At 68.3% G+C, this 24,312-nt stretch carries 20 protein-coding genes; 9 read left to right on the top strand and 11 right to left on the bottom strand.

Translation table 11 applies throughout. From position 1 onward, the window contains the following. Positions 1 to 40: 40 nt before the first annotated feature. Positions 41 to 3,607 carry a discoidin domain-containing protein gene (locus AMK34_RS34820; RefSeq protein WP_073848195.1) on the bottom strand — a complete coding sequence of 1,189 codons (3,567 nt, stop codon included), beginning with the start codon at positions 3,605 to 3,607 and terminating at the stop codon, positions 41 to 43. 259 nt (positions 3,608 to 3,866) lie between these two features. On the opposite strand from AMK34_RS34820, the gene AMK34_RS34825 reads away from it, so the two are divergent. Next, entirely contained in the window at positions 3,867 to 5,756 is a 1,890-nt protein-coding gene (locus AMK34_RS34825; RefSeq protein ID WP_073848196.1) for an elongation factor G, read from the top strand. 59 nt (positions 5,757 to 5,815) lie between these two features. Next, complete coding sequence (locus AMK34_RS34830) at positions 5,816 to 6,559, top strand: GAF and ANTAR domain-containing protein (RefSeq protein ID WP_073848197.1); 744 nt, start codon at positions 5,816 to 5,818, stop codon at positions 6,557 to 6,559. On the opposite strand, the gene AMK34_RS34835 is transcribed toward AMK34_RS34830, so the two are convergent. Further along, the gene (locus AMK34_RS34835; RefSeq protein ID WP_073848198.1) at positions 6,556 to 7,695 is read right to left on the bottom strand and encodes a Gfo/Idh/MocA family protein; all 1,140 of its coding nucleotides are present in this window, start codon (positions 7,693 to 7,695) and stop codon (positions 6,556 to 6,558) included. The two genes, AMK34_RS34830 and AMK34_RS34835, sit on opposite strands and share 4 nt — an antisense overlap. Before the next feature lie 88 nt (positions 7,696 to 7,783). Beyond that, positions 7,784 to 8,155, bottom strand: coding sequence for a MerR family transcriptional regulator (locus AMK34_RS34840; protein WP_037342533.1), 372 nt, complete (start codon positions 8,153 to 8,155; stop codon positions 7,784 to 7,786). 64 nt (positions 8,156 to 8,219) lie between these two features. Here AMK34_RS34840 and AMK34_RS34845 point away from each other — a divergent pair, with 64 nt between their 5' ends. Next, a complete protein-coding gene (locus AMK34_RS34845) occupies positions 8,220 to 9,446 on the top strand; it encodes an MFS transporter (protein ID WP_073848199.1) in 1,227 nt (408 codons plus the stop codon). Here the strand turns inward: AMK34_RS34845 and AMK34_RS34850 are convergent. After that, positions 9,367 to 10,263 carry a LysR family transcriptional regulator gene (locus AMK34_RS34850; protein ID WP_037341651.1) on the bottom strand — a complete coding sequence of 299 codons (897 nt, stop codon included), beginning with the start codon at positions 10,261 to 10,263 and terminating at the stop codon, positions 9,367 to 9,369. The genes AMK34_RS34845 and AMK34_RS34850 overlap by 80 nt on opposite strands. Positions 10,264 to 10,350: 87 nt before the next feature. Here AMK34_RS34850 and AMK34_RS34855 point away from each other — a divergent pair, with 87 nt between their 5' ends. Next, positions 10,351 to 11,679 carry an aspartate aminotransferase family protein gene (locus AMK34_RS34855; RefSeq protein WP_073848200.1) on the top strand — a complete coding sequence of 443 codons (1,329 nt, stop codon included), beginning with the start codon at positions 10,351 to 10,353 and terminating at the stop codon, positions 11,677 to 11,679. Between the two features lie 66 nt (positions 11,680 to 11,745). On the opposite strand, the gene AMK34_RS34860 is transcribed toward AMK34_RS34855, so the two are convergent. Both AMK34_RS34860 and AMK34_RS34865 read right to left on the bottom strand, forming a co-directional pair. Further along, complete coding sequence (locus AMK34_RS34860) at positions 11,746 to 12,516, bottom strand: alpha/beta fold hydrolase (protein WP_241832933.1); 771 nt, start codon at positions 12,514 to 12,516, stop codon at positions 11,746 to 11,748. Positions 12,517 to 12,563: 47 nt separating this feature from the next. Continuing rightward, positions 12,564 to 13,430, bottom strand: a complete 867-nt coding sequence (locus AMK34_RS34865; protein ID WP_073848202.1) for a bile acid:sodium symporter family protein — start codon at positions 13,428 to 13,430, stop codon at positions 12,564 to 12,566. A 143-nt stretch (positions 13,431 to 13,573) separates the two neighbouring features. Between AMK34_RS34865 and AMK34_RS34870 the strand changes: the two genes are divergently transcribed. Further along, entirely contained in the window at positions 13,574 to 14,116 is a 543-nt protein-coding gene (locus AMK34_RS34870) for a DM13 domain-containing protein (RefSeq protein WP_073848203.1), read from the top strand. Positions 14,117 to 14,166: 50 nt separating this feature from the next. Here AMK34_RS34870 and AMK34_RS34875 read toward each other — a convergent pair whose 3' ends face one another. Then, positions 14,167 to 14,796, bottom strand: coding sequence for a TetR/AcrR family transcriptional regulator (locus tag AMK34_RS34875; protein WP_063273720.1), 630 nt, complete (start codon positions 14,794 to 14,796; stop codon positions 14,167 to 14,169). Positions 14,797 to 14,856: 60 nt separating this feature from the next. On the opposite strand from AMK34_RS34875, the gene AMK34_RS34880 reads away from it, so the two are divergent. The 3 genes from AMK34_RS34880 (at position 14,857) to AMK34_RS34890 (ending at position 18,568) form a co-directional block, all read left to right on the top strand. Next, the gene (locus tag AMK34_RS34880; RefSeq protein ID WP_037341626.1) at positions 14,857 to 15,288 is read left to right on the top strand and encodes an RpiB/LacA/LacB family sugar-phosphate isomerase; all 432 of its coding nucleotides are present in this window, start codon (positions 14,857 to 14,859) and stop codon (positions 15,286 to 15,288) included. A 261-nt stretch (positions 15,289 to 15,549) separates the two neighbouring features. Continuing rightward, positions 15,550 to 17,187, top strand: a complete 1,638-nt coding sequence (locus AMK34_RS34885; RefSeq protein WP_073848204.1) for a glycosyl hydrolase family 18 protein — start codon at positions 15,550 to 15,552, stop codon at positions 17,185 to 17,187. A gap of 37 nt (positions 17,188 to 17,224) precedes the next feature. After that, on the top strand, positions 17,225 to 18,568 hold the full coding sequence (locus tag AMK34_RS34890; RefSeq protein WP_378419127.1) for a cellulose binding domain-containing protein: 1,344 nt from the start codon (positions 17,225 to 17,227) through the stop codon (positions 18,566 to 18,568). A 353-nt stretch (positions 18,569 to 18,921) separates the two neighbouring features. On the opposite strand, the gene AMK34_RS34895 is transcribed toward AMK34_RS34890, so the two are convergent. After that, positions 18,922 to 20,673, bottom strand: a complete 1,752-nt coding sequence (locus AMK34_RS34895) for a chitinase (protein ID WP_443111218.1) — start codon at positions 20,671 to 20,673, stop codon at positions 18,922 to 18,924. A gap of 261 nt (positions 20,674 to 20,934) precedes the next feature. On the opposite strand from AMK34_RS34895, the gene AMK34_RS34900 reads away from it, so the two are divergent. Continuing rightward, on the top strand, positions 20,935 to 21,567 hold the full coding sequence (locus AMK34_RS34900; RefSeq protein WP_073848206.1) for a sigma-70 family RNA polymerase sigma factor: 633 nt from the start codon (positions 20,935 to 20,937) through the stop codon (positions 21,565 to 21,567). On the opposite strand, the gene AMK34_RS34905 is transcribed toward AMK34_RS34900, so the two are convergent. From AMK34_RS34905 to AMK34_RS34915, 3 genes are read right to left on the bottom strand one after another with little or no spacing between them, the layout of a single operon-like run. Beyond that, entirely contained in the window at positions 21,564 to 22,211 is a 648-nt protein-coding gene (locus AMK34_RS34905) for a response regulator (RefSeq protein ID WP_073848207.1), read from the bottom strand. The two genes, AMK34_RS34900 and AMK34_RS34905, sit on opposite strands and share 4 nt — an antisense overlap. Beyond that, entirely contained in the window at positions 22,208 to 23,755 is a 1,548-nt protein-coding gene (locus tag AMK34_RS34910) for a sensor histidine kinase (protein ID WP_073848208.1), read from the bottom strand. The genes AMK34_RS34905 and AMK34_RS34910 overlap by 4 nt, the downstream gene beginning before the upstream one ends. A 30-nt stretch (positions 23,756 to 23,785) precedes the next feature. Further along, positions 23,786 to 24,265: a pyridoxamine 5'-phosphate oxidase family protein gene (locus AMK34_RS34915; protein WP_051972360.1), complete on the bottom strand. Its 480-nt coding sequence runs from the start codon at positions 24,263 to 24,265 to the stop codon at positions 23,786 to 23,788. Positions 24,266 to 24,312: the final 47 nt, after the last annotated feature.

Consider the following 24,312-nt stretch of genomic DNA (forward strand, 5'->3'; position numbering starts at 1 on the left):
GACTGAGCCGAGGGAAGGAGGCCTTCACGTGCTGGGGCGCTCAGCTGCGGTTGATGGTGAACGTGCTCGTCGTGTTTCGGATGTCTTCGGCGTTGTCGCTCAGGGTGAGCCCGGAGAACGTCGCCGAACCGACGGCCGGGCCCTGCCCCGGTTCCGGCAGCTCGTTGACCCAGATCCCGATCCCCGACTTCGCGTCGAACTCGTCACCGCTGCGGTGCGCTCCGGTGATCGACACGTTCGTCAGCACCGTGTCCTCGACCGGGTTCTCCGGACGGCTTCCGGAGTACTTGGTCTGGAACATGATGCCGCTGTACGTCGGACTCTGGATGTCCACATCGGACACCCGGATGCCCCGGAACTCCTTGGAGGCGGAGAACATCCATATCGCGGGGAACGTCTGCTGTCCCCAGAAATGACCGCCGGTGCGGACCAGCGAGACGTTCTGGACGGTCGTCGGCTGCGGGCCGAAGCCGAGGAACGGATAACCGAAGTCGAGCGAACTGATCGTGATCCCCGAGTACGTCAACGTGTCCGCGATGTACAGGTTTCGGAAAGTGTTGCTGTACCCGCCGTACACCGCCAGCCCGGCCGCGCGCCACGGAAGCAGCACGGTCAGATTCTCGAACACGTTGTCGTACTGGTTGCCCGCGTTGAGATCCGTGGCGGCGAACAGCGCGAAACTGTCGTCACCGGTCGAGCGGGCTTCGTTGTTGGTGACCCGGTTTCCCGTGCTGCCGTTGGTGAAGTTGACGCCGTCGGCGAACATGTCGCGGATCCGCGAGTTCTTCACCGTCGTGTTGTCCACATTGGTCGCCCACAGCAGGCACATCTGGTGCTCCACCCAGATGTCGTCGATGGTCATGTTCGTGACGTTCGTGAAGTTGAAGACCTTGCCGGGCCCGTCGATCCGGGACGTGTAGTTCCCGAACACGGCGAACCCGCCGAACGTCGAACCACTCGCGCTCGCCTGCGCGTCGAACCCGATGTCGGTGTTCTCCTGCCCGGCGGGCGCGGTGAACCTCGTGAACCACGGCCCGGCGCCGAGCACCGTGATCGGCTTGCCGTACACGGTGAGCTTGTTCGTCACCGGATACTGCCCCGGCGGCAGGAAGACGCCGGTGAGGTTCGGATCCTGGCGCACCTTGTCCAGCGCGGCCTGCACATCCTGCTGAGTGAACCCGGCCGGGACGGCGTAGCGCGCCGGGTCGGGGTTCGCGGCCGCCGTGGCCAGCTCGAAGTTCACGAAGTCGATCGCGTAGTTCAAGCCGTTCCCGGCGTCCTTCTGCAGCTTGATCTTGTGCCCGGCGGGAACGGTCGTGCCGAGCAGCATGCTGGCCTCGTCGTAGATGTGCCGCGCGGGACCGGCTCCCGGCGAGTTCTGCGGAGAGGCTTCAGGGCCGTAAAGCCACGCGTGGCGCGAAGTCAGGTCGATGGCCTTCAGGAACGTGCCGTCGACGTAGACGTTCAGCGTCGAGTTCTGCCCGCCGCCACCCGCGGCGTCCGGCATCGAGAACCGGGTCACCAGGGTGTTCGTGGCCGCGCGGGTGGTGAATTCGACCGAGGCCCCGGTCGAGTTCAGAGTCACCGCCTTGCGCCCCGACGCCTCCCCCGCGAGATCGCCGATCTTCCGGTTCGGACCGATCACGGACGCGCCGCCCGCGACCACGCCGTCTTCGGCCTCGTACATGTCGTAGGGCATGTTCGCGCCACGGCCGACGAACAACGCTTGCGTGCTCGTGTTGTTGCCCTGTTTGGCGGGCAACTCGTTGGCGTCGTTCGCGGCGACGGTCTTGACCGTGTACCGGCCGTTCCCGGCGGTCCAGGTGCCGACGTTCACCGGCGGCGCGGTGGCCCCGGCGGCGATCGCGCCGGAGTACGAGCCGCTGAGTGTCTTGACGACGGCGCCGTTCTGATCGGTGATCGTCACCGTGACGCCGTGGGCGCCACCCGCCGAAGCGACCGTGCCCTGGTTGCGCACCGTCGTGGAGAAGGTCACGGTGCCGCCCGCCGTCGGGTTGTTCGGCGACCAGGCGGTGGCCGCGACGAGGTCGGAGCTCTGGACCGGGCTGACGACGAGCGCCGTCGAGCCGGTGTAGGAGTTGTTGGCCTCGTCCTGCTCGACGACGGCGTTGACCTCGTCGACCTTCGCGGTGACCTGGTGACTACCCGCTTCCCGGGTGCCGATGTCCGCCGAGACCGTCGCCGACGCTCCCGCGGCGAGTGCGCCGACCGGTGCCGTGCCGACCTTCGACGTGCCCAGGTAGAGGTTCACGTTCGTCGCGCCCGACGCCGCGGTCCCGGCGTTGCGGACAGTCGCCGACACCGTGATCGCGTCGGTCTCCACCGGATTCGCCGGCGACCACGAAACACCCGAAACCGTGAGGTCGGGATTCGGGGCCGGGACACCGAAGACCTGGAATTCCGCGGCCTGACCGCCGGGCGCACCGGAGTTGGCGGTGATCCGCAGCCGGACGTCGGCGGCGCGGCCACTCACCGGGATCGTCACGGTGTTGCCGCTCGACGGGGTGAAGGTGTACGTCTGCGCGGACACCAGCGTGGTGAACGCGGCCGCCCCCTGGTCACGCCCTTCGACCGCGATCGTCTGGGTGCGCTGAGCCCACGCGGGATCCGGGTTGAGCTTGACGACGACGCGGTCGAGGTCGGCGTTGGATCCCAGCGCCACGGTCAGCAGGTTCGGATACGCCGCACCCTCCCAATAGGTGGTCACGAAGTCGTCGTTGGCGTTGGCCGCGACGTAGGAATGCTGCACCGAAGACGCCGTGATCGGCTTGCCCAGCGCGAGATTCGTGCCGGCGCGCGTACCCGTCCTGGTCACCGTGCCGCTGCTCGGCGACTGGTTGCCCGCCGCGTCGCGGGCCCGCACGGAATACGCGACGGTCGCGCTTTCCGGCTGGTCGTCGGTGTAGGTCAGGACGTCACCGCCGACGCTGCCTCGCAGCTGCCCGTTGGCGTACACGTCGTAGCCCGCGACTCCCGTGTTGTCGGTCGAGGCCGACCACGTGAGCCGGATCTTGCCGCTCGACGGTTCGGTATAGGCGAGGTTCCCGGGCGCGGACGGCGGCTGCGTGTCCCCGCCCGCCGGGCCGTGCACTTCGAACTCCGAGAGCTGGGCCGCCGGCCAGCCGGTGTTGGCGGTGATGTTCAGCCGTACGAACCGGGTGTTCCCGGTGACGTCGAGGGTGACGGTGTTGCCCGTCGCCGGGTCGAACCGGTGGCCCGCCGATGGGACGAGATCGCTGAAGCTCGCGCCGTTCCCGCTGCCCTGCACCGAGAACGTCTGTGTGCGGGCTTCCCAGCCGGAGGGCAGTTTGAGCACGAGCCGGGCGATGTTCGTGGCCGCGCCGAGATCGGCCTGGATCCATTGCGGGAACTGGTTGTTCGTGCTTTCCCAGTAGGTGGCCTGGTTCCCGTCGCCGACGTTCGAAACGGCGTAGCCGGGCAGCTGACTGCTGGCGGTGTACGTCGCGTCGGCCGCTTCGGCGGCCGCGGCAGGAGCCGCGAAAGCCGTCGGGGCTTCGCTCGCGATGACGGGTGGGGCCAGAAGAAGGGACAGGGCGGCGTACGTCAGAAGGCGCCTCGTTCTCATGACATTCCTCTGTTCCGGGAGGGGACTGAGCGGAATCTTCCTGACTCTTGTCATGTTCTTGCGCTGAAATGTTCAAGAATTACAGCCCATGGGGCGCCGCAAGTCAACGGCCGGGGCTAAATCGCGTGACCGGCCGGAAACACGCTGCTAACGTCCGGCCCGACCAGGTGCTTTCCCGGAAAGAAGGAGAACGGCGTGCGCCGAGCTGTCGAGTCCCCGAGCCGTATGGACCTTTCGACAGCCCTGGAGCCGTTCATCCATGGAGTACCTGAACCTCGGAATCCTCGCCCACGTCGACGCCGGTAAGACGAGCCTGACGGAGCGCCTGCTCCATCACACCGGCGCCATCGGCACCCTCGGCCGCGTCGACGCCGGGGACACCCGCACCGACACGATGGAGCTGGAACGCCGTCGCGGCATCACCATCCGCTCGGCCGTCGTGTCCTTCCGCGTCGGCGACCTGCGGGTCAACCTGATCGACACCCCGGGCCACCCGGACTTCATCGCCGAGGTCGAACGTGCGCTGCGCGTACTCGACGGCGTCGTCCTCGTCGTGTCCGCAGTCGAGGGCGTGCAGGCGCAGACCCGGGTGCTCATGCGCGCGCTCAAGCGGTTGCGCATCCCCGTGCTGATCTTCGTCAACAAGATCGACCGGGCGGGCGCCCGTCACGACGGCCTCCTTGCCGACCTCGCCGAACGCCTCGGCGTCGCCTGCGTGCCGATGTCGGAGGTCGGCGGCCTCGGCACGGCGACCGCGAAGGTCCGGCCGGTCTCGCCGTCGGCAGAGCAGACCGAGCAGCTCGCCGAGCACAGCGACGCCTTTCTCACCGCGTATCTCGAAGACACTTTGACGGCCGAGGACTACCAGGACGAGATCGTCCGCCAGACCCGGCTCGGCGCGGTCTCCCCGGTCTACTTCGGCTCCGCACGCAGCGGCGAAGGGATCGCCGAACTGACTTCGGGTATCCGTGAATTCCTTGGTGGCGCTGGAAAATCCGCGCCGGACGACCGATTGCGCGCGGCGGTGTTCAAGATCGAACGCGGCCGCGCGCACGAGAAGATCGCCTATGTCCGCGTGTTCTCCGGCGAGATCGGCGCGCGGGACCACGTCCGGTTCCATCGCCCTGGCGGGGCGGTCACGGCGGAGGCGAAGGTGAGCGCGGTGCGCGTCTTCGAACTCGGCGACGAGACCGTCGAGGCCCGCGCGAGGGCCGGGCAGATCGCCAAGATCACCGGGCTCAAGGAGATCCGGATCGGCGACCTCCTCGGCGTCCCCGAAGACGACGGTGTGTCCCCACAGTTTCCGCCGCCCGCCTTGGAAACCGAGGTCATCCCGGCTGTCCCTGCCGAGACCGCGTCGGTGTTCACCGCGCTGCAGGAACTGGCGGAACAGGATCCGCTGATCACCGTCCGGCAGCACGACGAGACGCGGCGGATCTCGGTGCGGCTCTACGGCGAAGTGCAGAAGGAGATCATCGCGGAGACACTCGCCACACAGCACGGCCTCGACGTCGGCTTCAGCCTCACCCGGCCGGTGTGCGTCGAGCGGCCGATCGGCACCGGGCACGCGGTGTGGCTCATCACGGAGAAGCGGAATCCGTACTTCGCCACGGTCGGGCTACGGGTCGGCCCGGGTGCCCCCGGATCCGGCCTCACCTTCGGCCTCGACGTCGAACTCGGCTCCCTTCCGCTCGCGTTCCACAAGGCCATCGAGGAGACCGTCGACGCGACACTGCGGCGGGGCCCGTCCGGCCGGGAAGTGATCGACTGCGTGGTGACCGTCACCCACACCGGGTACTTCAGCCCGGTCAGCGCGGCGGGCGACTTCCGCAAGGTCACCCCGTTCGTGCTGGAAGAAGCGCTGCGGGACGCGGGGACCGAAGTGCTCGAACCGGTCAGCCGCGTCGAGGTGGAACTGCCCGCGGACTCGGTGACCGCGACGCTCTCCAGGCTGGTCGAATGCGGCGGACTCGTCACCGGTTCGGTGGTGCGCGGTGACCGGGCCGAACTGACGGGCGTGCTGCCGCTGGGCGAGGTCGCCCGGTTCGAGCAGCAACTGCCCGGCCTCACCCACGGTGAAGGCCTGATGGCCACCGAACCGGCGGGCCACCGGCCCCGGGTTAGCCCGAATCGGCCAATGCCCGGCTAGCCGGAACGAGTACGTTCTTGGTGGACGGCGAAATCCGCCGTCCGAGGGAAAGGGCCACGATGGATCAGTTTCGCGACACCGCTTCGGCGTTGCGGGAGCTCACGGAGTCGATGCGGCTCGACGAGCCCCGTGACGAGTTGCTGGAACGGGTGGCGAAGAAGGTGGTCGGGCTGCTGCCGGGTGCGGACGCGGCCACGGTGACGTTGTACTCCGACAACGAACCGAGCACCGTCGCCGCCACCGACGAGTCCCTGCTCCCCCTGGACAAGGCGCAGTACAGCGCGGACGAAGGCCCCTGCATCAAGGCCGCCGAGAGCGGGACGATCGTCAGGACCCTGCTGGACGCCGACGCGGCCGAACGCTGGCCGGATTTCGCCGCCACCGCCGATCTGCTCGGCGTGCGGACCGCGCTGGCCTGCCCGTTGTTCGTCCCGGACGAGTCGCACTTCAGGCGGCGGGCGTCCGAGCCGCTGTCCGGCGCGCTCAACGTCTGGAGCTTCCAGGAGAACGCCTTCGACCCGGTGGAGGCGGCCCTGGTCGCGATGTTCACCTCGGCGATCTCGGCGATCATCCTGACCGCGTCCCGCTGGGCCGCCGCCGAGCGGCAGGCGGAGACCCTGGTCGCCGCGTTGGAGACCAGGGACGCCATCGCCACCGCGAAGGGAATCGTGATGGCACGTCTGGAGCTGAACGCCGATGAGGCCTTTCGCTGGCTCACCGAGGCGTCGCAGCACACGAACCGCAAGATCCGGGAGATCTCGGTGCTGATCGCCGAGGACCCGAGCGCGGTCTTCGGGCGTTAGCCCAGCGAGATCCGGCGGCCCTCGCGCGAGGACTCGAGGCCGGCTTCCGCGAGCCTGATGCCGCGCACCCCCGCCATGAAGTCGTAGGGGTGCGGGGCGTCGTCCACGAGGTGGCGGACGAACTGCTCCCACTGCGCGCGGAAACCGTTGCCGAAGTCCTCGTTGTCCGGCACTTCCTGCCACTGCGACCGATAGGACTGAGTCTCCGCGAGGTCCGGGTTCCACACCGGCTTCGGCGTGGCCTCCCTCGGCTGGATGACGCATTTGTGCAGACCGGCGACCGCGCTGCCCTTGGTGCCGTCGACCTGGAACTCCACCAGTTCGTCACGGTGGACCCGCACGCACCAGGACGAGTTGAGCTGGGCGATGACCCCGCCTTCGAGCTCGAAGATCGCGTACGCGGAGTCGTCGGCCGTGGCCGCGTACCGGTCGCCCTTCTCGTCGACGCGCTCCGGGATGTGGGTGACGGCCTTCGCGGTCACGGCGTTGACAGCGCCGAAGAGGTTCTCCAGCACGTAGTTCCAGTGGCAGAACATGTCGACGACGATGCCGCCGCCGTCTTCGGCGCGGTAGTTCCAGCTGGGGCGCTGCGCGGCCTGCCAGTCGCCCTCGAAGACCCAGTAGCCGAACTCGCCGCGCACGGAGAGGATCTGGCCGAAGAAACCGCTGTCGATCAGGCGCTTCAGCTTGAGCAGGCCGGGCAGGTACAGCTTGTCGTGGACGACGCCGTTCTTCACCCCGGCCGCCTCGGCGTGCCGCGCCAGCGCGAGCGCGCCTTCGACCGATTCGGCCACCGGCTTCTCGGTGTAGATGTGCTTGCCGGCGTCGATGGCGCGGACGATCGACTTCTCGCGGACCGCGGTCAGCTGCGCGTCGAAGTAGAGCGGGAGGTCGTCGTCGCCGAGCGCGGCGTCGAGGTCGGTGGTCCAGCGGGTCAGCCCGTGCCGGGTGGCGATCTCTTCGAGCTTGTCCGCGTTGCGCCCCACCAGGACCGGCTCCAGCTGCACCCGCGAACCGTCGGCCAGCTCGACCCCGCCGGCCTCCCTGATCGCCAGGACCGAGCGCACCAGGTGCTGCCGATAGCCCATCCGCCCGGTGACGCCGTTCATCACGACGCCGAGTTTCCGCGTGGTCATCCGTTCTCCTTTGAAAGCGCTTTCCTGACCACATCCTGAAAGCGCTTTCTCACCCTGTCAAGACCGTTGCGAGGAAAGTCCCTCCGGCTCAGGAAGCGGGATCGTAGGCGCGGACGGCGTCGAGGTACTCGGTGATGGCGTCCCGGTTGCGGAGCAGGCATTCGGCCCGCCGGGTCATCCGGTCGCGTTCGGCCTCCAGGGTTTGGAGCATCTCCGCGGTCGCGTCCGGGAAGTAGATCTGCCGGGGTTTGTCCAGGCACGGCAGGATCTGCTTGATGATCCTGGTGGGCAGCCCGGCGTCGAGCAGGCCGCGCACCTGGATGACCCTGTCGACCGACGGCTCGGCGTAGTCGCGGTAGCCGTTCGCCAGCCGCTCCGAGATGATGAGACCCTGCTCCTCGTAGTACCGCAGCAGACGACGCGACGTCCCCGTCCGCTCCGCCAGCTCCCCGATCCGCATGTGCGCCACCTCACTCCGGCCGACTTGACCTTCACATCTATGTGATGGTTCGAGCATACGGAGCATGACTTCGAAACTCCCGCTCGGCGCACTGCTCGCGCTGACCACGGCGGCGTTCGTCACCGTCCTGACCGAGGCGTTGCCTGCGGGCGTCCTGCCCGCGATGAGCGCCGGGCTCGGCGTCGGCGAGGCGGCGACCGGGCAGCTGGTGACGGTGTACGCGATCGGCACCGCGCTGACCGCGATCCCCCTGTCCGCCGCGACCGCGGGCTGGCGCCGCAAACGTTTGCTCCTGGCCGGAGTGGCCGGGTTCGCCGTGGCCAACACGGTCACGGCGCTGTCCACGAACTACCCCCTGACCCTCGGCGCGCGGTTCGTCGCCGGGATCGCGGCGGGCGTGGTCTGGGCGCTGCTGGCCGGTTACGCCCGGCGGCTGGCGCCGGAACCGGTGCAGGGCAAGGCGATCGCCATCGTGATGACCGGTATCCCGCTCGCGCTTTCGCTCGGCATCCCCGCCGGCACGTTCCTGAGCGGCGTCTTCGGCTGGCAGGTGACGTTCTCGCTGATGTCGGTGCTCGCACTCGGCCTGCTGGGCTGGATCACGGTGGGCGTCCCCGACTTCCCGGGACAGGACAAGAGCGGCAGGCTCCCGGTGCGCAAGACCCTCGCCGTGCCCGGTGTCGCCGCGGTGCTGTTCGTGACGCTGACGTTCGTGCTGGCGCACAACATCCTCTACACCTACATCGCCACCTTCCTCGAACACGTGTCGATGGGTGGCTCGGTCGACCGGATCCTGCTGGTGTTCGGGCTGGCTTCGATGGTCAGCATCTGGCTCGTCGGTGTCCACATCGACCGGCGGCTGCGGGCGCTGACCGTCGCGGGCACCGTCCTCGTGGCGCTCGGTGCGACACTTTTGGCTCTGCTGGGCCGGAATCCGGCCTTGGTCTACATCGCGGCGACCCTGTGGGGGCTCGGCTGGGGCGGTATCCCGACCCTGCTGCAGACCGCCGCCGCACGGGCTGGTGACCAAGGCGGCGCGGCGGACATCGCGCAGGCCATGCTGGTCACCCTGTGGAACGCGGCGATGGCGGGCGGCGGGATCGCCGGCGGCATCCTCCTCGACGGTTTCGGCGCCGAGTCGTTCCCCTGGAGTGTCCTGGTGTTGCTCGTGCCGACGCTGGCCGTGGTGCTGGTGGCGCGACGGCACGGGTTCACAGCGGCAGTTCCGGATGACTCCGGATCGCCTCGAGAACCAGGTCGACCGCGGCGCGAGGCGCGGACCCGCGCCTGATCGCCGCGGTGATGGAGCGGTCGACCGGCGTCGCGAGCTCGCGGGTGGCGACGCGGTACCGCTTGTCGACGGCGAGGCCGGGCAGGAGCGCGATCGAAAGCCCGGCCTCGACGTGCTGCAAGGTCATCATGTAGTTGCTGAACCGGGCGATCACACGCGGCTCGAAACCGGCTTCGCGGCAGAGCCGGGTCGCGAGGTTCGCCATGTACGACTGGGGGATGTCGAACGCCCAGGGCTCGCTCGCGTAGGCGGCGAGGTCGGCGGGACCCCGGCCCGCGGCCGGATGACCGGGCGGGACGACGAGCACGATCGGGTCGGTCGCGAGCGGCACCAGGTCGATATCCGGCCCCAGCGGCTGCTCGACGAAATCCGTGGTCGTGACGATGACGTCGGCGTCGCCGACCCGGAGCGCGGGCATGCTGACATGCGGTTCGAGTTCGAGCAGTTCGATCTGGAGGCTCGGATGCGAACGGGCCAGCCGGTTCACCGCGGGGACGGCGATCGTGTGGATCGCGCTCTGGAAGGCACCGAGGCGGACGTGCCCCGCGGGCCCCTCGCCGAGACCGCGCAATTCGGCCTCGACGGTGTCCATATGGTCGAGGATCGCTCGCGCGCGGCGCGCCAGCATGCGTCCGGCCGGGGTCAGCCGGACGCGGCGGCCGGTGCGTTCCAGCAGCCGCGTGCGGGTCTCGGCCTCGAGGACCGCCAGCTGCTGGGACACGCTCGACGCGCTCAGATTGGCCGCTTTCGCGACCGCGCGGACAGTGCCCAGCGTGTCCAGCCTGCTCAACAGGCTGAGCCTCCAAGGATTGAGCATGGCACCCATTGTTGTACGGATCAGCCGAACAGCACAGCCGGAATCGTGAGCTGGACGTGTCGCTCGGCTCCCACTTACCGTCGGAACATGGCTGCTCCCCTCACCGACCTGTCCACCACCGACCGTTTCTGGGCCGACGCCGACCGGCATCTCGTGCGCTACGCCGGGGCCGGCGACTTCACCCGCGAGATCATCGATCACGCCGCCGGGAGCTACCTGTTCACCGAGTCCGGGCGGCGGATCCTCGACTTCACGTCCGGGCAGATGAGCGCGATCCTCGGGCATTCGCATCCGGAGATCGTCGAGACCGTGCGGCGGCAGATCGGCTCGCTGGACCACCTGTTCAGCGGGATGCTGAGCCGCCCCGTCGTCGACCTCGCGCGACGGCTGGCCGAGACCTTGCCGTCACCGCTGGAAAAGGCGCTGCTGCTGACCACCGGGGCGGAGTCGAACGAGGCCGCGATCCGGATGGCGAAACTGGTGACCGGGAAGCACGAGATCGTGTCGTTCGCCCGGTCGTGGCACGGGATGACGCAAGCTGCGGCGAACGCGACCTACAGCGCGGGCCGCAAGGGTTACGGACCGACCGCGCCCGGCAACTTCGCCATTCCCTCGCCGAACTCGTATCGGCCGGATTTCGTCGGCCCGGACGGGGAACTGGACTGGAAACGCCAGCTGGACTTCGGATTCGAGATGATCGACGCCCAGTCCGTCGGCAGTCTCGCGGCGTGCATCGTCGAACCGATCCTGAGCTCCGGCGGGATCATCGAGCCGCCGGTGGGCTATTTCGCCGCCCTGCAAGAGAAATGCCGGGAACGCGGAATGCTGCTGATCCTCGACGAGGCGCAGACCGGCTTGTGCCGCACGGGAAACTGGTACGCCTTCGAACGCGACGGCGTCGTCCCCGACATCCTCACGCTGTCCAAGACGCTGGGCGCCGGGCTCCCGCTGGCGGCGGTGATCACCAGCGCGGAAATCGAGCAGGAGGCGCACGACCGCGGCTACCTGTTCTTCACCACGCATGTCGCCGACCCGCTGGTGGCGGCCGTCGGGAACACCGTGCTCGACGTCCTCACCCGCGACCGTCTCGACGAACGCGCCACCGAGCTGGGTGCCTTCCTCCGCCGCGGCCTCGACGACCTCGCCGCCCGCCATCCCGTCGTCGGCGACATCCGCGGGCGCGGTCTGCTCATCGGCGTGGAACTCGTCGTGGACCGCGCCACGAAACGGAGCTCCGACGAACTGGGCGCGCTGGTCACGCGACGCTGCCTCGAATTGGGGCTGCACATGAACATCGTGCAGTTGCCGGGGATGGGCGGGGTCTTCCGGATCGCTCCGCCGCTGACGGCCACCGAAGACGAGCTGGCGGAGGGACTGGCGGTGTTGGATCAGGCGATCGGGGACGCAAGCGCGTAAAAGGCAAGCCGGTCTTGGGGCGCGCTGGTCGTGAGTGGCGTTTCGGGTTAGAACCCGAAACGCCGCTCACGACCCCCTGAACTCCCGAAGCAACCGGGCGACCTCGCCAGGCCGCTCCAAGAACGGCGAATGCCCGACGCCTTCGACGACCTCCACGCGCGCGCCGACCGCCGAATACCGCGCGAAAGTCTTGTCACAGTCGTAAAAACGGTCCCGGCGCCCGAGAATCACCAGGCACGGCAACCCCAAGGCCGCCACTTGCGCATCCAGAGGACGAAATGCGAGCAGTCGCGCGCGTTCCACGAGTACCACCCGGGCCATCGCGGGCGAGGTGACCGCGTGATCGGCCAAGTCCTGCAAGGGATCGTCGAACCAGCCCGCTCGGCGAAACCGCGACGCGAACCGCACCCACGGGCGGTGAGCCACGAGCCGCACGAGCGCGCTGACCATCGGCAGCAGCACCGCACTCCCCGGCGGAAAGGACGCGTAGCTGTAATCCGGCGCCTGCCCGATCAGCACCACCGAACCCACCCGCGGCGAGATTTCGGCCAGCGCCAAGGCGACATCCGCGCCGAAGGAGTGACCGGCGACCAGTACGTCCTCGACGCCCAGCGCATCGAGGACGCCGGCCACCATGCGCGCCTGCGACACCGCGTCGAGCCCTGACGAACCACCGGTGCATCCGTGCCCCAGCAGATCCACTCGGATCACGTGCCGCGTCGCGGACAGGCCGAGGGTGAGCCGGTCGAACCAGTGCACCGACCCGCAATACCCGTGCAGCAACACCACCGGCGGCCCGGCGCCGTCCTGACGCACATGGACGGCGACACCGTTCACGTCGAGGATGTCTCCGATGGGGGAACGAGCCACGCCCCCAAACTAGCTCAGACTGGCGCGCTCTCCCTGCTGCGGGACAACTGGAACGCCGCGATCCCGGCGGGCAGGAACATGAGCACGCCGTAGACCCCGGCGGGCACGGCCATCGCCTTGTCGCCGAGCACGGAGAACGCCACGGCGATCGCGAGGGTGGCGTTGTGGACACCGATCTCCATGGCGGACGCGATCGCCTGCCCGCGGTCCACCCGGAACAGGCGTGGCACGTAGTACCCGATCGCGAGGCTGAGCACGGAAAGCGCCAGCGCCACCGGCCCGAGCGTGCCGATGTTGTCCACCAGCGTCCGGAACTCCTGCGCGATCGCGGCCGCGATCACCAGCACGAGCACCACGGCGGAGCCGATCTTGACCGGTTTGCGCATCCGCTCGGCCCAGGCGGTGAACCGGTGCCGCACCGCCATCCCGAGCACGACCGGGATCAGCACGATCGCGAAGACCTGCACGAACTTCGCGGGCTGGAGCCCGACCGAGGCGCCGCCGTCGAGGAATTCGGCCATCGACAGGCCGACCACCAGCGGCAGGGTGAACACGGCCAGTACGGAGTTGATCGCCGTGAGCGTGACGTTGAGGGCGACGTCGCCGCCGGCGAGGTGGCTGAACAGGTTCGCCGACGTGCCGCCGGGCGACGCGACGAGCAGCATCATCCCGACCGCGAGCACGCCTTCCAGCCCGAACAGCACGATCAGGCCCACGCAGATCACGGGCAGCACGATCATCTGGCACACCAGCGCGATGACGGCGGCCTTCGGATACTTCAGCACCCGCGTGAAGTCGCCGACGGTCAGGGTCAGTCCCAGCCCGAACATGACGAGCGCCAGCGCTATCGGCAGGAGGATCGAAAACATCGCCGTACCCATCGAGGGGCCTCCGTCCGATATGCCCTTTTCAGATCGGCAATCGTGTCAAGCGGCGAGAACCCGGTCAAGCCACCGAAACCCAGACGTGACCCGTAAGAGTTCGGTAACCGCACTCTTCGCCCCGCACGGGGTTGAATGAACGCATGAAACGCAAGCGGGTGCTCACCGTCGTGGCGGCCGGACTGGTGGTGGCGGTGGCCGCGGGCCTCTACTGGTTCCAGCCGTGGAAGCTCTGGGTGAACGAGACGGTCCAGGAGGCGCTGCCCGTCGCCGAGACCACGGCCCAGCCCACCACCCAAGCCACCGGAAGTGCCACGCCCGCCCCGAAAGAGCCCACGGTCGTGGCGACCGGCACGCTGATCAGCCACGAGCACGCGACCACCGGTGACGTCCGGATCCTGCGCGCGGCCGACGGATCGCTGGTGCTGCGCTTGGAAAACCTCGACACGAGCAACGGCCCGGATCTGCGGGTCTGGCTCACCGACGCGCCGGTACTCCCCGGCAAGGACGGCTGGTCCGTGTTCGACGACGGCGCGTACGTGAGCGCCGGGAAACTCAAGGGCAACAAGGGAAGCCAGAACTACACGCTGCCGGCGGGCACCGATCTGGCGCGCTATTCGAGCGTGACGATCTGGTGCGACCGGTTCAATGTGTCCTTCGGCGCGGCCGAGCTGGCCAAGATCTGACAGCCAGGCGAAGCCTGTCCGTTGAGGGTGGCGGCGGGGCGGGGTCCGGGTTAGGCGAGCCGGTCCACGGCGTATTCCATCTCCGCGCGAACAGCGCGTAGATCGATGCCACCGGGGTCGATGATCGAGGCCACGGCGATCCCCCGCAACTGCCCCACCAGCGCCGCCGCGTACGCGTCCGGGTCGCGGACGCCGGTGATCGAACCGTCCGCGAGTCCGGCGGCGACGGTCTGCGCGATGGCGAACCGGTACCGGCGGTCGGCCTCGGTCATCGCCGACCGCACCGCCGGATCGCCGACGGTCGCGTCCGTCCAGAGCACCACGAACGCCCGGTTCAGCGGCGGCATGTCGGTGAGCAGTTCGAAGAAGATGTCCAGCAGGGCGCGCAGCATGTCCATCGGGCTGGGCGTCAACCCGCCGGTCCGCGTGGCGACGGCGGCGCTGAAGACGTCGGCGAACTTCTCCGCGGCGAACTCGACGAGCCGCTGCACCAGCGTCTCCTTCGAGCCGAACAACTGGTAGACGACGCCGCTGGGATACCCGGTCCTGGCGCAGATCATGCCGATCTTGAGCCGGGCGAAACCTGCCTCGCCGATCAGGCGGGCGGCGGTTTCGAGAATCCGTGTCCGTGCGATCTCCTGGTCACGCTGGACCTGGTGCTCCTCCGCAGACGAGTCCACGCCGAGATCCTCCCATGACTTCGGGTTCGTCACCTGTCGACGCGGCGTTACGATCCGGACATGAGGATCGCCTTCGCCGCCGACGACCGGAACGCCACCACGGACGCCGTCCAGGCGTATCTCGCCGAAGCGGGCCACGAGGTGCTGCGCCCCGCGGCGTCGGACGTCTGGCCGGAACTCGGCGCGGCGGTGGGCCGGGCGGTCGCGGACGGCGAGGCCGACTTCGGCGTGGTGATGTGCTGGACCGGGACGGGCACGGCGATCGCGGCCAACAAGGTGCCCGGGGTCCGCGCGGCGCTGGCCTGGGACACCTGGATCGCCGCGGGCGCGCGCAAGTGGAACGACGCGAACGTGCTGGCACTGAGCCTCAAGCGGCTCGCGCCCGACGTGGCCGTCGAAATCACCGACGTGTTCCTTTCCGGTGTCCTGCCCGACCCCGACGAATCCGCGAATATCGCCCGGCTCGGCGAAATGGACGAATTCCGCCGCTGAACGGCAGCGGACCAGTGAACGATTAACGCTGTCGAACGTATTAGGCCGTTCGCAGGAAAATCACCACTCTACGTAGTGATGCTTCCCATATTGGTCCAGACCACGTACCGTCTCCCGCAACAAAGCGTTCCGCATGGAGGTGGTCGATGAAGACTCATCCCCGCCTGCCCGGTTTCGGCCGAGGCAACGCGATGTCGCCGATTTCCCTTTGACGAAATCATCTCCAAGATCATTTCCCGGCACCGGGTTGTAAGGAGTGAAATGTCGAGAAAAAGATGGCATCTGGTCGGCCTGTTCACGGCCGTCGCGGCGCTCGCGGTCGGTCTGGTGACCGTCCCGGCGAACGCGGCGGGCGGGGTCGGAGCCACCCTGACCAAGGGCTCGGACTGGGGGTCCGGCTGGGAAGGCAAGTACACGATCACCAACAACTCGGGATCCAGCCTGAGTTCCTGGACTCTCGAGTTCGACCTCGCGGCGGGACACTCGATCGCTTCGCTGTGGGACGGCAGCTACACCGTCTCCGGCCAGCACGTGACCGTCAAGAACACCTGGAACGGCAACCTTTCCAACGGTGGCTCCACCAGTTTCGGCTTCAACGTCAAGTACTCCGGCGCCTACACCGCGCCCGCCAACTGCAAGATCAACGGCGGCTCCTGCGACCCGGGTGGCGGCAACCCGACCACGACGCCGACCACGCCGACCACCACGACGTCCAATCCCCCGACGTCGACCAGCACGAGCAACCCGCCGACCACCACGACTTCGAACCCGAACCCGGGCGCGAAGAAGAACCTCGGCTACTTCGTGCAGTGGGGCGTCTACGGCCGTAACTACCACGTGAAGAACATCCACACTTCCGGTTCCGCGGCCAAGCTGACGCATATCAACTACGCGTTCGGCAACGTCACCAACGGTTCCTGCACGGCGAACGACGACACCTACGCCGACTACGACAAGTTCTACGACGCCGGGTCCAGTGTGGACGGTGTCGCGGACACGTGGGACGCGGGCGCGCTGCGCGGCAACTTCAACCAGCTGCGCAAGCTGAAGAAGATGTACCCGGGCCTGAAGGTGCTGTGGTCGTTCGGTGGCTGGACCTGGTCCGGCGGCTTCGGCCAGGCGTCGAAGAACCCGGCCGCCTTCGCGGAATCCTGCTACAAGCTGATCAAGGACCCGCGCTGGGCCGACGTCTTCGACGGCATCGACATCGACTGGGAATACCCGAACGCCTGCGGTCTCACGTGTGACACCAGCGGTCCCGCCGCGATCAAGAACGTGGCACAGGCCCTGCGCACCAAGTTCGGCTCCTCGTTCCTGGTCACCGCCGCGATCACCGCGGACGCCAGCAGCGGCGGCAAGATCGACGCCGCCGACTACGGCCCCGCGTCGGCGTACTTCGACTGGTACAACGTCATGACGTACGACTTCTTCGGCGCTTGGGCGGCGCAGGGCCCGACGGCCCCGCACTCGCCGCTGACGTCCTACCCCGGCATCCCGCAGCAGGGCTTCAACTCCGACGACGCCATCCAGAAGCTCAAGGCCAAGGGTGTCCCGGCGAGCAAACTGTTGCTGGGTATCGGTTTCTACGGCCGAGGCTGGACCGGCGTCACCCAGGACGCCCCGGGCGGCACCGCGACCGGTGCGGCACCGGGCACGTACGAGGCGGGCATCGAGGACTACAAGATCCTCAAGAACAGCTGCCCGTCGACCGGCACGATCGCGGGCACCGCGTACGCGAAGTGCGGCAACAACTGGTGGAGCTACGACACTCCCGCCACCATCAACGGAAAGATGGGCTGGACCAAGAACCAGGGTCTCGGCGGCGCGTTCTTCTGGGAGCTCAGTGGCGACACCTCGAACGGTGAACTGGTCACGGCCATGCGCAATGGCCTGAACTGAGAGGTTGACTGTGGCTAAGCGGACTTGGATCCAGGCCATCGGCCTGTCCGCCGCTGCCGCAACGGCCGGCGCGGTCCTCGTGATCGCGCCGGCCTCCGCGGCCGGCGGCGTCGGTGCCGCCTTCAGCAAGGGCTCCGATTGGGGCTCCGGCTGGGAGGGCAAGTACACGATCAGCAACAACTCGGGATCGAGCCTTCCCGCCTGGACGGTCGAATTCGACCTCCCGGCCGGGCACTCGATCGCCTCGCTGTGGGACGGCAGCTACTCGGTCTCCGGGCAGCACGTGACGGTGAAGAACACCTGGAACGGCAACCTTTCCAACGGTGGCAGCACCAGTTTCGGGTTCAACGTCAAGTACTCCGGCGGCTACGTCGCCCCGGCGAACTGCAAGATCAACGGTGGCTCGTGCGATCCGGGCGGTGGCGGCCCGACCACGACGCCGACCACGCCCACCAGCACGACCACGACGTCCTCCCCGACGACCACCACGAGCAACCCGCCCCTGCCCGGCGGCCGTGGCGCGCCGTATCTGTACATGGGCTGGGGAAGTCCGCCGAACCCGCAGACGGTCATGAACGCGACCGGGATCAAATGGTTCACGATGGCGTTCATCCTGTCGTCCGGTGGCTGCAACCCGGCTTGGGACGGCAGCCGTCCGCTGCAGGGCGGCGTCGACGCGAACGCGATCGCGCAGATCAAGGCCGCGGGCGGGCAGATCGTGCCGTCCTTCGGCGGGTGGAGCGGCAACAAGCTCGGCCCGAACTGCTCGACGCCCGAAGCGCTCGCCGGCGCTTACCAGAAGGTGATCGACGCCTACGGTCTCAAGGCGATCGACATCGACATCGAGAACACCGACGAATTCGAGAACGCGGCCGTGCAGGACCGCGTGCTGAACGCGCTGAAGATCGTGAAGGCGAACAACCCCGGTATCCAGACCATTCTCACCTTCGGCACGACGACCACCGGCCCGAACTTCTGGGGCCAGCGGCTCATCGACCAGTCGAAGGCGCTGAACGCCGGGATCGACGTCTACACGATCATGCCGTTCGACTTCGGCGGCGGCGCGGACATGTACGGCAACACGATCAACGCCGCGAACGGTCTGCGGGACAAGCTGAAGTCGACCTTCGGATGGAACGACGCCACGGCGTACGGCCACCTGGGCATCAGCGGGATGAACGGTCTTTCGGACCAGCGGGAACTCACGAGTCTCGACACCTGGACCCGGATCACGAACTGGTCGAAGACCAACAAGATCGCCAGGCTGGCGTTCTGGTCGACCAACCGTGACCGGGGCTGCCCGAACGGCGGGGTCGCCGAGAACTGCAGTGGTATCGCACAGAACGACTGGGACTTCACGCGGATCACCGCGGGCTTCTGACGTCCCTTGCTCCCCGTACTGCGGGCCCGCACCGATGCTGCACGGTGCGGGCCCGCTCCCTTGTCGCCCGCGTTTCGTCCTCCGAATGCGATCGTTGCACGTGCAAGGATCGCATTCAGAGGACTAACTGCGTGGGCCCTTCGCTGGGCTCCGGGTGCGGCGCCTGGTCGAGGCGTGTCGCGAAAGCCACTTTCGCAACCTTCAGCGTTGCGAAAGTGGCTTTCGCAACGCCTCCCGGCCCCGTGACCGACGCCCGCAAGCCCTGTACATGAAGGACCCCTTCACTGCGTCTAGCGCAATGAAGGGGTCCTTCACGTACTTGCGAGCGACGCGTTTAGTCCTCTGGATGCGGATCAGGGCAAAGCGTTCAGGAACGGTTCATGGGCGTTCTGGAACTCCCATCCGTAGTACCGGTCCCAGTTGATCGACCACGTCATCAGCCCCCGCAACGCCGGCGAAGCACCGCCACGCAAGGAATACGACCCGCATCCGGAGTTCTTCACCAGGCAGTTCAGCGCCGAATGCACCGCCGCCGGCGCGGTGTGCCCGTTGCCCGCGCTCACCGCGGCGGGCAGGCCGAACGCGATCTGGTCCTCACGCAGCCCCGGGAACCGGAATCCGGTCGACGACACCGTGAAGCCCGCCTTGATCATGTCGGTCATCGCGATGTGGAAATCCGCGCCGCCCATGAAGTGGTACTGGTTGTCCAGGCCCATCACCGGCCCGGAGTTGTAGTCCTGGACGTGCAGCACGGTCAGCGCGTCCCGCATCGCGTGGATCACCGGCAGGTACGAACCCGTCCGGTTGTCGGCGCCGCCGAGGCCGCCGTAGTACTGGTATCCGGTCTGCACGAAGAACGTCTCCGGCGCCATCGTCAGCACGAATCCCGCGCCATAGCGGGCTTTCAGCGTCTTCAACGCCGAAATGAGATTGACGATCACCGGCGTGGTCGGGTTGCGGAAGTCGTTGTCCCCGGAGTTGAGGTACAGCGAGTGTCCCTCGAAGTCGATGTCGAGCCCGTTCAGCCCGTACCGGTCGATGATCGCGGACACCGAGCTGACGAACGCGTCGCGCGCCGCGGTCGTGGTCAGCTGGACCTGGCCGTTCTGGCCGCCGATGGAGATCAGCACCTTCTTGCCCTGCGCCTGCTTCGCGCGGATCGCGGCGATGAAGTCCGCGTCGCTTTCCACGGTCGGGCATTCCGCGACCGGACACCGCGTGAAGCGGATGTCGCCGGAGGTCACCGAGGTCGGCTCACCGAAGGCCAAGTTGATGATGTCCCACGCCGCCGGGACGTCGGCCATCCGCGTGTAGCCGGACCCGTTGGCGAAACTCGCGTGCAGGTAGCCGATCAGCGCGTGCTTCGGCAGGCCGGTGTCCACGCAGCCGGAGGTCGTGGCGCCCGCCTCGGTGGTCTTCGGCGATTCGCCCGCGCTGTTGTACGCGGCCACCGAGTAACTGTGCGACGAACAGGCCGTCAGCCCCGAAATCGTCGCCGAAGTCCCGGTCACCGTCGCGACCACGGTCCCGCCCTCGTACACGCGATAGCCGGTCACCGTCCCCGCCGAGGCGCCCCACGAGAGCGCGATCGACGAGTTCGTCACCGTGCCGACGGCCGGGTTTCCCGGGGTCGGCGGCGCGCCGGGCGTGCCACCGCCGGGGCCGTCGAGGCTGATGTCGTCCGCGTAGAAGGTGCCCGACCCGTACCAGCCGTGGACGTAGACCTCGGCCGTCGTCTGCGTGGCCGACGTCGTGAACGAGAGCGAGAGCTGCGTGTACGAGGTCGCCGCGGTCCAGGTCGACGGCCCGCCCGTGACGCCGAGGTACACCGGGTTCCCGTTCACCCAGGCGGAAACCGCGTAGGTCGTGTTCGGCCGGACGGATACCGTCTGTGCGCATTTCCCGATCGTCGAGCCGGGCGTGACCGAAACGGCGTAACCGCCCGAACGGACCGGTGTGCTCACGGCCGCGCCCGCCGCACAGGACCAGCCGGAGGTCGAACCCGCCTCGAAACCGGGATTGAGGAGCAGGTTGGCCGCGTTCGCGGTGCCGCCGCCCGTGATCAGGCCGGTGAAGGTGAGCACCAAAACGGCCAGAAATGCCATGGATCTGGAACGCCTCATCGCGATTCCTCCGTGAAAGGGCGGCCTGCCGCCGCGCTGGGCTAATTGTCTAGACCAATCTGGTGAAAGTCCATACCCCTGGCCCACCAGGGTCTAAAGACCCGACTACTCCGGGCTGCTGTACCGGTGTGACGCGCGGGCGCGCTCCGTAACGTCGGAAGGGCCAAAGAGGGCTGGGGGCTTTCGGGAGGTGGGGATGATGGGAACGCACAGGAGCGTGCCGAGAACGGGCGATCCGGCGTGATGACCGTGTCCGAAGCCGTGCGTCCCACCTATGTACCCCGGCCGGGGGAACCGGACGGCGAGCTGATCCGCGCGGCGATCAGCGGTGACCGGCGGGCCGTCGAGAGCCTGCTGGCCCTCCTCCGGCCGATCGTGTTCCGGTACTGCGCGGGAAGGCTGGGCGCGACGACACGCGGCGTCGCGGGCGCCGAGGACTGCGCGCAGGAGGTCCTGATGGCCGTCCTCGTCGCGTTACCGCGCTACAGCTACCAGGACAACAGCTTCCTGCCGTACGTCTTCGGGATCGCCTCGCACAAGGTCGCCGACGTCCGCCGCAACCTCGCGCGCGACCCGTCCGCGCCGGTGCCCGATCCGGAGCCCGAACAGGACGGGCCGTGGAACCCGACGTTCGAAGAGGTCGAGAGGGCGGATCGCAGCCGTCGGCTGTCCCGGCTGTTCGAGGTTCTTTCGACGAAGCAGCGCGACGTTCTGGTGCTGCGCGTGATCCACGGGTACAGCGCCGAAGAGACCGCGGGCGCGCTGGGCATGGCGAGCGCGGGCGCGGTCCGCGTCACCCAGCACCGGGCCCTCAACGAACTGCGCCGCGTGCTGCGCGAGGATCCCGACTTCGCCGGTGGGTTCACCTTCTTCTAGGAAGAGGACTTGCGGCGCTGGGTGGCGTAGACGGCGGCGGCGGTGCGACGTTCGAAGCCGAGCTTGTGCAGCAGGGACGACACGTAGTTCTTGACCGTCTTCTCCGCCAGGTACAGCTTTTCCGCGATCTGGCGGTTGGTCAGCCCGTCGGCGATGTGGTCGAGCACCCGCCGCTCCTGCGGGCTCAGCTGTTCGTACCGCGGGTCCGGGGCGTCGGTCTCGCCGCGCAGCCGGTTCATCACCGACGCCGTCAGCGTGCTGTCCAAGAGCGATCCGCCCGCGGCGACCGTGCGGACGGCCTTGACGAGCGCGCCCCCGGAGACCTGCTTGAGCATGTACCCCGCCGCGCCCGCCATGATCGCGCCGAACAAGGCGTCGTCGTCCGAATAGGACGTCAGCATGAGACAGGCGGGCGGCGGGTCGATGGACGCCCGGATCTCCCGGCAGACGCTCACTCCCTCGCCGTCCGGCAGCCGGACGTCGAGCACCGCGACCTGCGGTTTGACCGCGGGGATCCGCACGTACGCCTCGGCGGCGGTGGACGCTTCGCCGACCACGGTGAAATCGTCCTCGGCCTCGAAGACGGTTTTGAGCCCGGTGCGCACGAGTTCGTGATCGTCCAGGAGGAACACCGAAATCGTCATCCCACACTCCCCTGTCGGGCCGGCAGTTCCACCGACCAGTCGAGCCTCGTGCCGCCTTCGGGCCGCGCCTCGACGCGGAACGTCCCGTTCCACCGGGCCGCGCGTTCGGCGAGGTTCGCCACCCCGCTGCGATGGCCGGGTTCGGCGGGCATGCCGACGCCGTCGTCCACCACCGAGAGTTTGAGCCACCGCCCGTCGCGATCGACCGAGACGTCGACCGAGACCGTCGTCGCCGCGGCATGTCTGACCACATTGGACAGTGCTTCGCGCAGCGTCGCGATGAGATCCGAGCGGACCGTGTCCGGCACGGTGGAATCGAGCGGCCCGTCGAACCCGACCCGGGGCTCCGACGCGCAGCCCGCGTCCAGCGCGACCCGCAGCAGCTCGGACCGGAGGCTGCCCTGCGCCTCCGCCGGTTCCTGCAGGGAGAAGATGCTGTTGCGGATCTCGCGGATGGTGCGGTCGATCTCGTGCGCGAAGCCGGTCACCCGGTCGGCGACGGAGGGTTCGCTCGCGAGCCTGCTGAGCCCCTCCAGCCCGAGCCCGATCGCGAACAGCCGTTGGATCACCAGGTCGTGCAGGTCGCGGGCGATCCGGTCGCGGTCTTCGAAGACGGCGAGCCGCTGCCTGTCCTGTTGCGCGCGGGCGAATTCGACCGCGAGCGCGGCGTGCGCGGCGAAGGTCTCGGCCAGCTGGACGTCGTAGGCGGAGAACGGGGTCCGGTCGCGGAACTTCGCGACCAGCAGGACACCGAGCTTCTCCTCACCGACGATCAGCGGGACGGCGACCGTCGAGTCGAGGTCCTTGATCGCCGCGGGCATCACGGCGCCGCGATCGCCCTGGTACTCGACCACCTTCTCGCCGTAATCCCGGACCACGACGGGTTTTCCGGTGGTGAACGCCATCCCGGTCGCGGTGCCCTCGGTCGGCACGGCGATACCGGCGAGCTTGTCCGAGTCCGGTCCCGGCGGCTCGACGATCTCGAAGACCAGCTGCCCGTCGCCGCGCGGCCGGGCCACCGCGCCCGCGGTACCGCCGGCGACGACGCGCGCGCGTTCGGCGATCAGGCGGAGGGTCGCGGTCAGATCCTGGTCGGTCAGGAGCGCGCCGGTGACGTGGTACGAGGCTTCGAGCCAGCGCTCGCGCCGCTGCACCTGGTCGAACAGCGCGGCGTTCTCGATCACCACACCGGCCGCCGCGGTGAGCGCGACGAGCAGGTCGTCCTCGGATTCGGTGAACTCCTCACCGTCCGGTTTACGCGCCAGGTACAGCATCCCGAAGATGCGGCCGCGCATCCGGATCGGCACCACGCGGGCGTCGTCGCCGGACGGCGGCCGCTCCCAGGCCTCGCCGAAGCGAATGAACTCGTCCGAATCGAGCACGCTGAGCGCGCCGAACGGCGCACCCGTCAGCTCGCAGGCGGATTCGACCATCCGCCGCAGGACGTCGGACAGGCTGAGATCGTGGGCGATCCCCGCCACCGCGTCCAGAATCCTGGGCGCCTTGGCGTCACTCGCCGCACTCACCCGCCGCACCGCCGTCACCGTCCCGGAGTAACTCCCCGGGCAGTGGGGTCAGGAATGACAAACGCGCCCGGATCGCTCATCTGGTGCGTCGATCACGGACAGTGCTTCGTTACTGCAAGCGCCGAGGATCCTTCGACCGGTTACCGACTCGATGGGGATCCGGAGATACCGGGAGTCCGTCCGGCCGGTCCAGCAGCCCAGCGGCAAGGTCTCGAGTTCGGCGATCACCAGGGGGTCGCGCACCTCGGAGGCGCGGCCGACGACGGTGACGTACCAGCCCGTCCCCAGGTCCTTGGCGAACTCGTCGACGGCGAACGCCACCACACTGTCGAGTACCCCGGCGAACAGCGCGCTCTGTGACGGCGTCCGTACCACGATCGCGCCGTGGTGCAGCGCGAACCGCGCCGGCTGGATGGCGGGCATGGCCCGGGAGGTGAACACCACCCGGCCGAGCCCGGCCCGCGCGAGCAGCGCCAGGCACTGCTCGCGATCGAGCGTTTCGAGACCCAAGGAGTCGGACATCGGCATCCCCGCGTTCTCGTAGTTCCTCTGCGTCGAGGTCCACGGTCCCCGGC

This window comes from Amycolatopsis sp. CB00013, assembly GCF_001905755.1.
Lineage (GTDB): Bacteria > Actinomycetota > Actinomycetes > Mycobacteriales > Pseudonocardiaceae > Amycolatopsis > Amycolatopsis japonica.